Here is a 14,035-nt window from a genome sequence, read left to right as displayed (position 1 = left end):
AGCCTGCGGCGCCGACGCAAGCGGACCCTAGCAACATCGCACGACAGTTTGATTACGCGGGCGCGGCGACGCCGGAGCCCAGCCGCTCCGCGAGAAACCGCGCGGCTAGCTGAAGCCCGTCCGGCGCGATGCCGTGGCCGACGCCGCGGCTGACATGCCACCGCACCGCGAAGCCGTGCGCGGCGAGACCGGCGCGGGTCTCGTCAAGCGCGGCGACAGGGATCACCTCGTCGCGGTCGCCATGGATGAGCAGGACCGGCGGGCGGCTCACCGGCCTCTGCGCCGGATCCGCCAGCCTGCCGGAGAAGCCGACGACGCCGGCGAGCGGCTCGGACAGTCGGGGGCCGACATGCAGGCTCATCATCGTGCCCTGGCTGAAACCCACCAGCGCCGTGGCGGCGGGCGCGACACCCTCCGCAGCCATGGCCCCGACGAGCCACGCCTGCAGCAAGTCCGCCGCCGCCGCGAAGCCGGCGTTCATCTCGGCTTCGGAGCAGCCGTCGATCCACGAGATCGGAAACCACTGGCGGCCCATCGGGTTGACCCGGCACGGCTCCGGCGCGTTCGGCGCGATGAAGACGGCGTCGGGCAGGACGCCGGCCAGCGCGTCGCCGAGGCCGATCAGATCCTCGCCGTCGGCGCCGTAGCCGTGCAGCAGCACGACGAGCGAGCGCGCCGCCCCAGACGCCGCCGCCCGCCGCGGCCCGTTCAATCCGTTCGCCATCGCGCCCCGCCTTTCGTCCCCGCGCCGGGCGCGCCCTCGCGCCCGGTCCCGCCTGGGGCGCCTTCGCGCCCGGTTTCGCCTGGGGCGCCCTCGCGCCCGGTCTCGCCTGGGGCGCCCTCGCGCCCGGTCTCGACCGCGTAATAGGCCCAGAGCAGCCGCGCCGCCACCGCCCGCCATGGCGACCACGCCTGCGCGAGGGCCGCAAGCGCCTTCGCCGCAGGGCGCCCGGGCAGATCGAAGAGGCGGCGGGCCGCCTCCTGCAACGCCAGATCCCCGGGCGCGAAGACGTCGGCGCGTCCGACGCAGAACATCAGGTAGATCTCCGCCGTCCATGGCCCCACGCCGCGCAGGGCGGTGAGAAGCGCCATAGCCTCGGCCTCGGAGACCTCAGCCAGGGAAGGATAATCGACGCCAGCCTCGACCAGCCCGCGCGCCGTGCGGATCTTCGGCGCCGACAGGCCGCACGCCCGCAGCGCCTCGTCGTCGAGTGCCGCGAGCCCCCCCTCGGAGGTTGCGCCCGCCGTCTCCAGCCGCGTCCAGATGCTGCGCGCCGCCGCCACCGACACTTGCTGCCCCGTGACGATGCGCAGCAGCCCTGCGAAGCCTCCGGGCTCCCGCCGGAGCGGCGGCGAAGGGGCCAGCGCAAAGCGCCGGTCGAGCCGTCTCAGCGCCGCAACGCCCTCGGCCACGTCGTCGGCGCAGGCGATGATCCGCGCCGTCACACCGCACCCCGCAAACGGGACCGGACGCCTGACGCATCAGCCGAACTGGAACCCCGCGACAATGAAGGCCGCCAGCGTCGCCATGCCGAGCGCGTCGAGCGCGGCGCGGGAGGGCGCGCGGGCGGCGATGCTCGCGATCTGATGGAAGGACGGCATGGCGAACCCCTTTGCGACTCTGTTTGTTCGCATAAAGTTCCATATCTGCCGCCCATTGTAAAGAACATTAACCGAACCCTACCCCGCCTTGAGGAACCCCAGCGCCACATCCCGGCCATGCAGCCAGAGCAGCGTCCGCAGGGCGCGGCCGCGCGCGTCGTCGAGATCGGGCGCGCGCGCCAGCGCGAGCCGCGCATCGTCCAGCGCGGCGCGCATCAGTTCTCCGTGGCGGGCGAGGTCCGCCAGTCTGAACAGCGGCGCGCCGGACTGCTGGGCGCCGAGCAGGTCGCCAGGCCCCCGCAGCCGCAGATCCTCCTCCGCGATGCGGAAGCCGTCCTCGGTGTCGCGCAGCGCCGTCAGTCGCGCGCGCGCCGTCTCGCCGAGCGGGCCGTAGAGCAGGATGCAGGACGAGCGCCCCGCCCCGCGCCCGACCCGGCCCCGAAGCTGGTGAAGCTGCGCCAGCCCGAAGCTCTCGGCGCGCTCGATCACCATGATCGTCGCCTCCGGCACGTTCACGCCGACCTCGATCACGGTGGTCGCCACCAGAAGCCGCGCGCGGCCGGAGACGAAGTCGGCCATGGCCGCGTCCTTCTCCGCAGGCGCCATCTGGCCATGGACGAGGCGCGCGGCGTCGCCGAAGCGGGCCTTCAGCGCGGCGAAGCGGTCCTCGGCGGCGGTGAGGTCGGAGACGTCGGAGCCCTCGACCAGCGGGCACACCCAGTAGGCCCGCGCGCCGCCCGTCAGCGCCGCGCCGAGCCGCTCGACCACCTCCTCCATCCGCGCCATCGAGACGAGGCGCGTCTCGACCGGGGTGCGCCCCGGCGGCTTCTCGTCGAGCACGCTGAGGTCCATGTCGCCGTAGCCCGCGAGCGCGAGCGTGCGGGGGATCGGCGTCGCGGTCATCACCAGAACGTCGGCCGCGGCGCCCTTGGCGCCCAGCTCCATGCGCTGGCGCACGCCGAAGCGGTGCTGCTCGTCGATGACGGCCAGGCGCAGGTCGTCGAACGCCACGTCGCGCTGGAAAAGCGCGTGGGTGCCGATCACGATGTCGACGTCGCCCGCCGCGACGGCGGCGAGCGTCTCCGCCCTGCCCGCCCCCTTGTCGCGCCCGGTCAGCAGGGCGAGGCGGGCGCCGGCGGCCTCGACCAGCGGGGCCAGCCCCTCGGCGTGCTGGCGGGCCAGTATCTCCGTCGGCGCCATCAGCGCCGCCTGACCGCCGGCCTCCGCGACCGCCAGCATCGCCATCAGCGCCACCAGCGTCTTGCCGGAGCCGACGTCGCCCTGCAGCAGCCGGTGCATCCGCTGCGGCGCGGCGAGGTCGGCCTCGATCTCCGCGACGGCGCGGGCCTGCGCGGCGGTGGGCGCATAGGGCAGCCCGGTGAGCACCTTCTCGCGCATCCGCCCGTCGCCGCGGCTTGGCCGGCCCTTCTTGCGGCGGAACTTCGCGCGGGCGATGGCCAGCGTGAGCTGGTGCGACAGCAGTTCGTCATAGGCGAGCCGTTCGCGGGCGGGGTCGTCGGCCTCCAGCGCGCCCGCGCCCTGCGGCGCGTGCAGCGCACGCACCGCCTCGCGCCAGCCCGGCCAGCCCCGCGCCGCCTGGAAGGCCGGGTCGAGCCACTCGGGCAGCGCCGGAGCGCGGTCGAGGGCCGCGGCCACGGCCTTGGCCACGATGCGCTGCCCCAGGCCCTGGGTGAGCGGATAGACCGGCTCGAAGGGCGGCAGCGCGGCGGCCTCGGCCTCGGTCATCAGGTGGTCGGGATGGGTCATCTGCCGCACGCCGTCGAAGATCTCCACCCGGCCCGAGACGATGCGGCGCGCGCCGATGGGCGCCATGCGGCGCACCCAGTCCTCCCGCGCGTGGAACCACGTCAGCAGGAAGTCGCATTCGGCGTCGCGGACGTTGACGCGATAGGGCTTTCCTTTCGCGCGGGCGGGATGGTGGACGCCGATCTCGACCTCCACGGTCGCCGTCTCGCCCTCCGCCAGCCCCAGCACGGTCGGGCGCAGGCGGCGGTCGATCACGCCATGGGGGGCGAGAAACAGCAGGTCGGCGGGGCGGACGACGCCGAGCTTTGCAAACAGCGCGGCGGTCTTGGCGCCGACGCCGGGCAGGTCGGCGAGTTCCGCGAAGAGCGGCCAGAGGATTTCGGGGCGCTGGCTCATGACGCAGTCATGGGCCAATCGCGCAACCGGTGGAAGGAGGGTCGCGTCGCCGGGCCCAAGCCTATAGAAGCGTCGCCGTCCAAGGAGGTCCGCTCAATGCCCGCGCCGATGCCGCGCCGTCGCGCCCTGCTGCTGGTCCAGTGCTTTCCGCCGCGCCTCGGCGGCATCGAGGCCTGGATGGGGGCGCTGGCGGAAACGCTGTCCCGACAGGGCGTTGAGGTGACGGTCCTGGCCGATGCGGCGCGCGGCGGCGCCCGGCACGACGCCGGCGCGGCCTACTCGGTCAGACGTTTCGGCGGGCCGCGGCCGTTGCGCCGGCGCCTCAAGGGGCTGGCCGCGCGATGGGCCGCACAGTCGGTGGACGTCGTCTACGCCGACAGCTGGAAGAGCCTGGAGCACGCATGGCTGGGCGGCGCGGCGCGGGTCGTCTGTCACGCGCACGGCAACGAACTGCCCGAAGGGCCGACCGACAGGCGCGCGCGGCGCGTGCGGGCCGCGCTGGCCAAGGCGACGACGGTGCTGGCGGCCTCGCGACTGGCGCTGGAGCGCCTCGAGGCGCTGGCGCCGCCGGGCGTCGCGCTGGCCCTGCGCACGCCGCCCATCGCGGCCCCTGCGCCGGCGGATGACGACGAGAAGGCGCTCGCCTGCGCCGCATGGCCTCTGGCCGGCGGCCCCCGGCTGCTCTGCGTCGCGCGGCTCGAGCCGCTGAAGGGCGTCGACCGCGTCATCGCGGCGCTGCCGGAACTGAGCGCGCGCCATCCGGAGGTCTCGCTGGTTGTGGCCGGCGACGGGCCCGATCGCGCCCGGCTGGAGGATCTGGCGCGCACGACGAACTGCGAGGACCGCGTGCGCTTCGTCGGTTTCGTTCAGGGCGCCCGCAAGGCGGCGCTCTACGCCGCGGCGGACCTCTTCACGATGCCGACGCGGGCGGTGGGGCGACGGCGGGAATCATTCGGCATGGTCTACCTCGAGGCGGCGCTGGCGGAAACGCCTGCGCTGGCGGGCGACGCCGGCGGCTCCGCGGACGCGGTGGCGCACAAACGGACCGGGATGCTCTGCGACGGCGAAAGTCAGGAGGAGGTCACGGCCGCGCTCGGCGCGCTCCTGGCCGATCGCGCCCGTCTGACCCGGCTGGGCTCGGCGGCCCGCGAGCATGCGGAGGGTCAGCTCTGGCCCGCGCGGATCAGCGACTATCTCGGGGATTTTCCCGCAGCCTGCGCGCCCGGCCCGCGCCCCGCGCGATAGTGGGCCTCCAGCATCTTCACGTCGCGAAGCCAGCGGCCATAGGCTGAGTTCATCGAGATCGCGAAGCCGTAGACCCCGGCCCGCCACAGGCCGCGCAGCAGATAGTGGCGCAGGAAGTAGAACGGCAGGGCGGCCAGCACGCGACAGATCACGACCGGATACGGCTTCAGACGCGCCTCTCGCGCGCGCGCGGTGCTGACCTTGTTGAGCTTGTCGGCGGCCTGCGCGATTCCCGTGAAGGAGTGATGGATCAGGTCTCCCGCCAGGCGCCCGGCCCTCGCGCCCTTCATCTCCAGCTGGTCCCACGCCCGGTGCTCCGGCATGCGCAATTTGCGGCGATCGTAGAGCTTGACGCGCGAGGCCACGGAGAAGTCCGCCCACAGGGCTCCGTAGGGAGGTTGGGTCACGAGGCGCAGCGCGTAGGCCGCCTCCGGCGGAGGGCCCTTCGCAAAGAGCGCCCGGATCTCGGTGGCGAGATCGGGCGAGACGATCTCATCCGCGTCGAGGTCGAGGAGCCAGTCGTGCCGACACGCCTCCTCCGCCGCGCGCTTCTGCAGCCCGTTGCCGAGCCACGGCTGGTCGATCACGCGCGCTCCGCTCGCAGCCGCGATCCGCTGCGTGCCGTCCGTGGAGCCGCTGTCGACGACCACCACCTCGTCGGCGACGCCGAGGGCCGCCGCGACGACGTCGGCGATCATGCGCGCCTCGTTGAGCGTGCGGACATAGGCCGAGACGGGCGCCCTGCCGGGTGCGGTCACCGGGTCGCTCCCAGCGCGCGGCGCAGCCGCTTGATCCGCTTCCGGAAGGATCGGGCGAGGCGCTGGCCGAGCTTTCTGGCCTTGGCGCGGGTCGTCGGGTCGTCCACGTGCCGCTCCCAGCCGATGTGGCGCACCGCGGGGTCGGCGAGGTTGACCATGTGCAGCCCGCGCCGCTTCATGGTCCAGCTGACGTCCTCCTCCCCGCCGACGCCGGCGAGCGGGCCGAGAGCCCGCAGGTCCGCCATGCGTCGCAGGCCCGGATTGAAGCTGTAGCCGAAGTACTCGGGGTGCAGCGCCGGGTCGAGACGGAAGAAGCGCACGCCCTCGGCCTCCTCGACGGCCGCAGAGCGCACCAGCGGGTTCAGCTCGGCCTGCGCCCTCAGTCCCACCATGCTGAATTGCGGGAACGCGCGCAGCAAGGCGAAGGATTCCGTGAGGTAGCCCGGGCGACCGAACTCCCAGTCGTCCTCGCAATGGAACGCCCAGTCCGTGCCGACCTCCGCATAGGCGCGGTCGATCGAGCGCATCTGACCGAGCCGCGTCTCGTTGACGATCACCCGGGCCTCCGGCGCCGCGCGTCGGACGATCTCGCGCACGGCCTCGTCGCCGCTGTCCTCGATGACGATGAAGTCGGCCGGCGGCGCGTCGAGCGTCGCCACCAGCGATACGATCGTCGGCTCCAGCAGGTCGAAACGGCCGCAACTCGTCAGGACGACGGTGTAGGGCGCGATCATCCGACGCGCTCCGCTCCGGTCAGCGCGCGGGCGAACTCGTCGGGGTCGAAGGGCGACAGGTCGTCGATCGCCTCGCCGACGCCGACGGCGTGGATCGGCAGCCCGAAGCGGTCGGCCAGCGCCACCAGCACGCCGCCCTTGGCGGTGCCGTCGAGCTTGGTCATCACCAGCCCGGTCACGTCGGCGACCTTCTGGAACACCTCCACCTGATTGAGGGCGTTCTGGCCGGTGGTGGCGTCGAGCACCAGCACCGTGTTGTGCGGGGCGTCGGGGTCGCGCTTGCGCAGGACGCGGACGATCTTGGCCAGCTCCTCCATCAGGTCGCCCTTGTTCTGGAGGCGGCCCGCGGTGTCGATGAGCAGCATGTCGGCGCCCTCGGCCTGGGCGCGGGCTAGCGCGTCATGGGCCAGCGCGGCGGGGTCGGAGCCCTGCTCGGCCTTCATCACCGGCACCCCGGCGCGCTCGCCCCAGATCGCGAGCTGCTCGACGGCGGCGGCGCGGAAGGTGTCTCCGGCGGCGATCACCACCGACTTGCCGGCCGCCTTCAGCTGGCTGGCGAGCTTGCCGATGGTCGTCGTCTTGCCGGAGCCGTTGACGCCGACGACCAGCACCACCTGCGGACGTTTCGGGTAGATCGGCAGCGGGCGCGCCACGGGCTCGAGGATGCGCGCGACCTCCGCGGCGAGCAGCGCGCGCAGTTCGTCGGCGCTGACGCGGCGGCCGAAGCGCCCCTCGGCGATGTTGGCGGCGACGCGCAGGCTGGTCTCGACGCCGAGATCGGCGGAGATCAGCAGCTCCTCCAGCCCCTCCAGCATGGCGTCGTCGAGCGCCCTGCGCGGCGCCTCTCGCGGGGATGGCGGGGGCGGCGGCGCGGCGTCCGCTGGCCCGGCCGCCGGCGCGGCGCGGCCCGTCAGCCGCGCGAAGAAGCCGCGGGGGGGCGGCGCCGCGGCCGGCGGAGCGGCCCCAGGCTGCTGGGCTGGCTGCGGGGCGGGCTGCTGGGCGGGCTGCTGGCCGGAAGGTTGCGGCGACGGCCTCACCGGCTCGGCCGTCGGCGCAGGCGGGGTGGCCGACGGCCTCGGCTGCTCCGGCGGCTTCGACGGCGCGCGCTCATCTTGCGGCGCGGCGGGCGCCGCGGACTGCCGCGATGCGGGAGGCCGGGCGTCTGGCGCAGGCGGAACAGGAGCAGGCGGAACCGGAGCGGCCTCGATCGGAGCGGCCTCGATCGGAGCGGGCGGTGCGGCGGCCGGCGGCGCAGCGGGCGCGACGGACGCGGAAGTTTCCGGAGCCTGAGCGGCCGGGGACCGGGGAGCCGGCGCGGGCGGCGCCGCAGGCTGCTCCGGCGCCGCCCGATCCGCATCGCCGCCGCCCACCAGCGCGTCCACCCCCTCCTCGATCTTCGAGGAGGAGCGGGTCAGCCGTTGGCGCAGCTTGCTGAAAAAGGACATCGAGCGGCCTCCGTCGCGTGGCCGCAAGCTTTAAGGCGCCGCGCGCGGCGGCGAAAGACGCCCGCCGGCCGCGGTCGCGGTCAGGCGGTCGGCGCGGCGGCGCGCGGCGGCGCCTGCGCGCCTGAGCCTTCTCGCGAGCGCTCTGGTTCGATCGGCCGGCGGAGGAGTTCGTCCACGCCCTGCGGCGCCGGGCCCTCGCTCTCGCCCGCCATGGCGGGCGCCGGTCATCGCGGTGATCGGCGGGGCCGGCGTCGACGCGACGAGCCCGCGAATCGCCCGCGCCGCGGCCAAGCCGTCCGTCCGCGACATGCCGGCGCCCATCGGGACGGCCTTTGCCCCGTTCGTCGCCGCCCGCGCTGCGCGTCGCCACCCGACCCTCAGACGCGGGGTCGAGGCGCGCGCGTCCCGCGCCGTTCCGCGCGCCTGCGGGCCGCAAGCTCCGGGCCGGGAATGCGCGGCGAGAGCGGCATGGGCGGCCGGCGATCGGCGGCCGTCGCCGGCGGCGGCGACCTTGGCGCCCGCCTCAACCGCAGGGTCGGGGATAGGCTCCCGCATCCGACCCGCAGCGACGCCGCCGGCGGATCAGGCCGTCAGCCGCGATCGGGGACCGATCGCCGCTGACGGGGGCCTGCCGGGGGCCTGCCGGGCGGAAGCGGCGTCAGGCCGGCGCCGCGACGAGCCTCGCGCCGTCCGCGCCCGCCACGACGGCCTCGGTCAGCGCGCCGGGCGCACGCGCCTCTGCGAAGGCGATCTCCGCGAAGCCCTCGGTGCGCCCCGTCCTCGGTGTCTCGACGACGCAGGCCTCCCGCCCGCCGATGCGCGAACGCGCCCAGGCGGCGGCCCGCCGGTCGCCGAGCGCTCGCAGCCGCGCGGCGCGTTCGAGACGCACCGGCTTGGCGACCTGCGGCATCCGCGCCGCCGGCGTGCCGCTGCGCGCCGAGTAGGGAAAGACATGCAGCCAGGTCAGCCCGCACGCCTCCACCAGATCGAGCGTATTGCCGAACATGTCCTCGGTCTCGGTCGGAAACCCGGCGATGAGGTCGGCGCCGAAGGTCATCCCGGGCCGCAGCGCGCGCAGCCGGGCGCAGAAGCCGATCGCGTCCGCGCGCAGGTGCCGGCGCTTCATGCGCTTGAGGATCATGTCGTCGCCGGCCTGCAGGCTCAGATGCAGGTGCGGCATCAGCCGCGGCTCCTCGGCGAAGGCGGCCAAGAGATCCTCGTCCGCCTCGACGCTGTCGATGGAGCTGAGCCGCAGGCGCGGCAGCTCCGGGACGAGCCGCAGGATGCGCCGCACCAGCGCGCCGAGCCGCGGCGCGCCCGGCAGGTCGGCGCCCCAGCTCGTCAGGTCCACCCCGGTCAGCACGACCTCATTGTAGCCAGCGGCGACGAGGCGGCGCACCTGCTCGACCACCTCGCCCGCCGCGGCGGAGCGCGAGTCGCCGCGGCCGAAGGGGATCACGCAGAAGGTGCAGCGGTGGTCGCAGCCGTTCTGGATCATCACATGGGCGCGCGAGCGCGCGCCGAAGCCGTCGAGCATGTGGCCGGAGGTCTCGCGCGCGGCGAAGATGTCCTCCACCGTCACCCGCTGCGCGGCCCCGATGAAATCCGGCGTCCAGGCCTCCGGGCGCATCTTCTCGGCGTTGCCGAGCACGAGATCGACTTCGGGCATCGCCGCGAAGGTCTCCGGCTCGGTCTGCGCGGCGCATCCCGTCACGATGAGGCGCGCGCCGGGGTTCTCGCGGCGCAGGCGGCGGATGCGCTGGCGGGCCTGGCGCACGGCCTCGGCGGTGACGGCGCAGGTGTTGACGACCACCGCGCCCTCCAGCCCGCCCGCCTCGGCCATGCGCTTCATGCCCTCGGTCTCGTAGGCGTTGAGCCGGCAGCCGAAGGTCTCGAAGATCGGGGGCGCGGCGCGGGCGTTCATGCGGCCTCCACGCCGGCGAGGAACCCGGCGCTCAGCTCGCCGTCGAACACCGTCGCGGCGGGGCCGGTCATCAGCACGCCGGCGCCGGGCGTCTCGGGCCACTCGATCGTCAGCGTCCCGCCGTCCAGCCGCACGGCGACCCGCCGATCGACCAGCCCGCGCCGCATCGCGGCGACGCCGACCGCGCAGGCGCCCGAGCCGCAGGCCAGCGTCACGCCCGCCCCGCGCTCCCACACGCGCGCGCGCACCGCGCCGCGGTCGATCACCTGGGCGAACTCGACGTTGGCGCGCTCGGGAAACAGCCGGTCGCGCTCGAGCGCCGGCCCCAGCGTCTCCAACGGCGCCGCCTCGGCGTCCGCCACGAACAGCACGCAATGGGGGTTGCCCATCGACAGGGCGGAGACGGCGGTCGCCGGATGCGGCGTCGAGAGCGGCGGCGCGTCGACGTCGGCCTCGAAGGCCAGCGGAACCTCGCGCCAGCCGAGCCTCGGCGGCCCCATGTCCACCGTGATCAAGCCGTCGGAGGCGCGGCGCGCCGTCAGCAGGCCCGCCTCAGTGCGCAGGGCGACGCTGTCGCGCCCGCTCTCCTCCATCAGCAGCAGCGCCGCGCAGCGGGCGCCGTTGCCGCACGCGCCCGAAGGCGAGCCGTCGGCGTTGAGAAAGCCCACGACGGCGTCCGCGCCGGACCCGGCCTCGGCCGGCGACAGCGTCACGAGCTGGTCGAAGCCCACGCCCCGATGACGATCCGCGAGCGCGCGCGCGAGCGCCGGCGTCGGGGCGGGAGCCCCGTCGCGCAGGTCGAGCACGACGAAATCGTTACCGATTCCGTGCATCTTTCGGAACGCCACGCGCATCCGGACGCCTTTCCGATTCGGAAAACCGCATATATCCAGATGCCGTGAGAATGTTCCACCGCGCTCTAGCGCGCATGCCACGGATGGCGGGTTTCGCCGTGAAGCTCCCGAAATCAGCGATCGACGACCTGATCGCCCAGACGGAGGCCTACGGCGACGACGCCATCGTGCTAGTGGACGCCGACCCCGACGCGCCTGCGCCGCTCATCCTGTGGTGCAACGCCGGATTCTGCGCGATGACCGGCTATTCGCCGGCGGAGATCGTCGGCCGCACCCCGGCCTTCCTGCGCGGCCCCCTCACCGACGCCGAAACGATCGCGCGCCTCGCCGAGGCGCGTCGGGCGGGGCGCCCGCGCCGCGAGCGTTTCGTCAACTATCGCAAGAACGGCGAGCCGTTCTGGGTCGACGCGAGCTATCTGCCGGTGCCGGTCGAGGGCGGGGAGCCGGGCCGCCCGCGGCTGTGGATGTCGATACAGCGCGACGTCACGGCCGAACGCGCGGCGGAGAAGGCGCTGGAGGAGAGCCGGCGAAGGGCCGATCTGCTCGCGGACGTCGTCGACAGCGTGACGTCCGAGATCCACATCTTCGACGCGCGGAGCTTTCTCTACGAGATGCTCAACGAGGAGGCCCGCCGCAGTCTCGGGCTCGCCGCGGAGCGGCTCTCTGAGGTCGGGCCCGCCGACTTCTGGCCGGCGTTCGACGCTGACGGGCTCCGGCTCAGCCTCGCGCCGCTGCTGGAGGGGCGGGAACGCGCCGTCGCCCTGCGCGTGGAGCAGCGCTGCGCCGACGGCGCCCTGCGCCCCTACCGCGCCCGCCTCACCACGCTGCGGCGCGACGCGCGGTCGCTGATCGTCGCCGTGCTGGTCGACGTCACGGAGGAGGAGCGCGCGCAGGCGCAGGCGGCGCTGGGAGAGGCGCGACTTCGCATCGCCGTCGACGCCTCCCTCGACGGGCTTTGGGAGCTTGAGGTTCCCGGCCGCCGCGTCAAGTACAGCGACCGCTACCGCGAGATGCTCGGCTACGACGCGGAGAGCTTCCCCGACCTGCTCGACAGCTGGCTCCGCCGCCTCCACCCCGACGACGTCGAGCGCGTCATGGCGGCGTCGGACCGGTGCCGCATCGACGGCGAACCCTTCGACGAGACCTATCGCATCCGCCGCCGCGACGGCTCGTGGGTGTGGTGGCGCTCGCGCGCGGCGGCGCTGCGCGACCCGCAGGGCAGGCCCACCAGCGTCATCGGCGTCAACAGCGACGTGTCGGCGCTGATGGAGGCGCGCGCCGCCGCGGAGGAGATCGCGCGGATGCGGCGGGACTTCCTCGCGAAGATGAGCCATGAGGTGCGGACGCCGCTCAACGGCGTGCTGGGCATGACGGCGCTGCTGCTCGCCGCCGAAAACCGCCCGGAGGTCGTGGCGCGGCTGAAGGCGATCGAGAGCTCCGGGCTCTCCCTGCTCGCGATCATCGAGGACGTGCTCGCCCTCGCCCGCATCGAGGCCGGCGCGGCGGTGCACCGTTCCGAGACCTTCGAGCCGCGCGCCCTGTGCGAGGCGGCCCTCGACCCGATTCGCGCGATCGCGCTCGGGAAGGGGCTCAGGCTGGCCGCCGCCGCTCCGTCCGGAACATGGCGCGGCGACGCGCGGATGATCCGGCAGGTGCTGATCAACCTCGCCGGCAATGCGGCCAAGTTCACGGTCAGCGGCGGCGTGACGATCACGGCGGGGACCGAGGCCGGGGGCCGCGCCCTGCGGTTCACGGTCGCCGACACCGGCCCCGGCGTCCCCGAGGCGCAGCGCGAGGCGATCTTCGAGCCCTTCAGGCAGGGCGACGACTCGGTGACGCGCCGCCACGGCGGGCTCGGGCTGGGCCTCGCCGTGGCGCGCGAGATCGTCCACGGCATGGGCGGCGAGATCGGCGTCGCGGCGGCGCCGGGCGGCGGCGCAGCCTTCTGGTTCACGGCGCCGGCGACCCCGTCGGCGGCGGACGAAGCCTGAACGACGCCGGCGCCGAGGGCCCGGGCGCTGCGTCCGACTGACGCGGGCGCCCTGCATCCCGCTATGACGGCTCGTCAATTCGGGGCCGCGCGCGGCCACGCCGTCGCCTATGGCGCCTTGATCGCATAGCCCCCCGCCGCGGCGTTGGCTCACTCTCTCAGCACGTTCCCGCATGTGGCGCCTGCCATATGGGCAGGGAGCGCATGGCCGCGGGCCCACGGGTCGATGCGGTCGCCCAAACGACTACGGTGATGCGACATGATCGACGGCGGCGCCCTTATCGTGACGGTCGCCCGACGCGGCGGCGGACTGAAAGCGGTGGTGGACGCTCCCACGCCGATCTCCCTCTCGCGCATGATGGCCGGAAAGCCCGCGGCAGAGGCGGCCCGCCTCGCCGGGCTGATGTGCGACAGCTGCCCGCTGGCCCATGAGGCCGCCGCGCGCGCCGCCTTCGGCTTGCCCGCCCCGGTGGGGGCGGAGGCCGAGGACATGGCGCGGGCAATGGCGCTGGAGACGCTGCGCGAGCACGCGTTCAAGTTCGCCGTGGCCTGGCCGCGCGCGCTGGGCTGGCCGGCGGCCGACGGGGTGGAGAACCCCGCCTCCGCGCCCGATCCGCGCGACGACGAGCCGGCGCTGCTCGCCTCCGCGGTGTTCGGCGACGCGGGCGCGCCGATGCGCATCGCCGACTTCGAGCGCTGGATGGCGTCCGGCGCGACGCCGGCGGCCCGCGTGCTCGACCATGTCTGGCGGCGGTGGGACAGCCGCTGGGGCCGCGCCGAACTCCCCCTCTGGCGGGCCGGCGCGCGCGGACAGGCGCTCGACTGGCGCGAGGCGGAATATGACGGCGCGCCCTTCGAGAACTCGGTCGCCGCGCGCGTGGCCGACTCGGACCTCATGCGCGCCATCGAGGCGCGGCGCGGCCGCGGCCTCGCCTGGCGTCTGACGGCGCGGCTGGTGGACAGCGCGCGCCTGTTCGACGCGCTGTCGGGCGGCGCGCCCAGCGAGGCGCCCGCGGCGCTGGCCCCCGGCGTCGGCGTGGCGCAGACCGCCGGCGGCGCCGTCTTCGCCTTCGCCGAGATGGAGGAAGGGCGCGTCCGCGGCTTCGAACAGATCACCCCGACGGACTGCGCCCTGCATCCCGACGGCCTGCTGCGGCTGATGCTCGACACCGGCGTGCGCCGCGCGAAGGGGCCGGTGCAGGAGATCGCGGCGATGACGATAGAGGCCGTGGACCCCCGCGCGCCCACGCGACTGGTGATGGACGGGCGCGAGCGCAGGGCGACGCTGCACTGAGCGCCCCACGCCGCACGCCCCGGCCC

General features: G+C 74.5%; 11 protein-coding genes. 3 read left to right on the top strand and 8 right to left on the bottom strand.

Annotated features, from left to right (window positions below; all coding sequences use genetic code 11):
* Window positions 1–52 precede the first annotated feature (52 nt).
* The 3 genes from BLW43_RS05305 to recG form a co-directional block, all read right to left on the bottom strand.
* Entirely contained in the window at window positions 53–724 is a 672-nt protein-coding gene (locus BLW43_RS05305; protein WP_093249782.1) for an alpha/beta hydrolase, read from the bottom strand.
* On the bottom strand, window positions 709–1,446 hold the full coding sequence (locus tag BLW43_RS05300) for a hypothetical protein (protein ID WP_093249778.1): 738 nt from the start codon (window positions 1,444–1,446) through the stop codon (window positions 709–711). Before BLW43_RS05300 ends, BLW43_RS05305 begins: the two co-directional genes overlap by 16 nt.
* Window positions 1,447–1,680: 234 nt before the next feature.
* The gene (recG, locus tag BLW43_RS05295; protein ID WP_093249775.1) at window positions 1,681–3,765 is read right to left on the bottom strand and encodes an ATP-dependent DNA helicase RecG; all 2,085 of its coding nucleotides are present in this window, start codon (window positions 3,763–3,765) and stop codon (window positions 1,681–1,683) included.
* A 96-nt stretch (window positions 3,766–3,861) separates the two neighbouring features.
* On the opposite strand from recG, the gene BLW43_RS05290 reads away from it, so the two are divergent.
* Window positions 3,862–5,010, top strand: a complete 1,149-nt coding sequence (locus BLW43_RS05290) for a glycosyltransferase family 4 protein (protein WP_175478767.1) — start codon at window positions 3,862–3,864, stop codon at window positions 5,008–5,010.
* Here BLW43_RS05290 and BLW43_RS05285 read toward each other — a convergent pair.
* The 5 genes from BLW43_RS05285 to dapF form a co-directional block, all read right to left on the bottom strand.
* Entirely contained in the window at window positions 4,956–5,768 is an 813-nt protein-coding gene (locus BLW43_RS05285; RefSeq protein ID WP_217632100.1) for a glycosyltransferase family 2 protein, read from the bottom strand. The two genes, BLW43_RS05290 and BLW43_RS05285, sit on opposite strands and share 55 nt — an antisense overlap.
* Window positions 5,765–6,502: a glycosyltransferase family 2 protein gene (locus BLW43_RS05280; RefSeq protein WP_093249770.1), complete on the bottom strand. Its 738-nt coding sequence runs from the start codon at window positions 6,500–6,502 to the stop codon at window positions 5,765–5,767. Before BLW43_RS05280 ends, BLW43_RS05285 begins: the two co-directional genes overlap by 4 nt.
* Entirely contained in the window at window positions 6,499–7,947 is a 1,449-nt protein-coding gene (ftsY, locus tag BLW43_RS05275) for a signal recognition particle-docking protein FtsY (protein ID WP_093249768.1), read from the bottom strand. Before ftsY ends, BLW43_RS05280 begins: the two co-directional genes overlap by 4 nt.
* A gap of 658 nt (window positions 7,948–8,605) precedes the next feature.
* Window positions 8,606–9,871 (bottom strand): tRNA (N(6)-L-threonylcarbamoyladenosine(37)-C(2))-methylthiotransferase MtaB, encoded by a 1,266-nt coding sequence (gene mtaB, locus BLW43_RS05270; protein ID WP_093249765.1) that lies wholly within the window; start codon window positions 9,869–9,871, stop codon window positions 8,606–8,608.
* Window positions 9,868–10,704, bottom strand: a complete 837-nt coding sequence (gene dapF / locus BLW43_RS05265) for a diaminopimelate epimerase (protein ID WP_245730927.1) — start codon at window positions 10,702–10,704, stop codon at window positions 9,868–9,870. Before dapF ends, mtaB begins: the two co-directional genes overlap by 4 nt.
* A gap of 104 nt (window positions 10,705–10,808) precedes the next feature.
* On the opposite strand from dapF, the gene BLW43_RS05260 reads away from it, so the two are divergent.
* Both BLW43_RS05260 and BLW43_RS05255 read left to right on the top strand, forming a co-directional pair.
* Window positions 10,809–12,716, top strand: a complete 1,908-nt coding sequence (locus tag BLW43_RS05260) for a PAS domain-containing protein (protein ID WP_175478766.1) — start codon at window positions 10,809–10,811, stop codon at window positions 12,714–12,716.
* Between the two features lie 258 nt (window positions 12,717–12,974).
* Complete coding sequence (locus BLW43_RS05255; protein WP_093249757.1) at window positions 12,975–14,009, top strand: hypothetical protein; 1,035 nt, start codon at window positions 12,975–12,977, stop codon at window positions 14,007–14,009.
* The last annotated feature ends 26 nt before the right edge of the window (window positions 14,010–14,035 follow it).

The sequence above is a fragment of the Rubrimonas cliftonensis genome, from assembly GCF_900107585.1.
In the GTDB taxonomy this organism is placed as follows: Bacteria; Pseudomonadota; Alphaproteobacteria; order Rhodobacterales; family Rhodobacteraceae; genus Rubrimonas; species Rubrimonas cliftonensis.
This window is presented reverse-complemented; position numbering and strand designations above follow the sequence as displayed.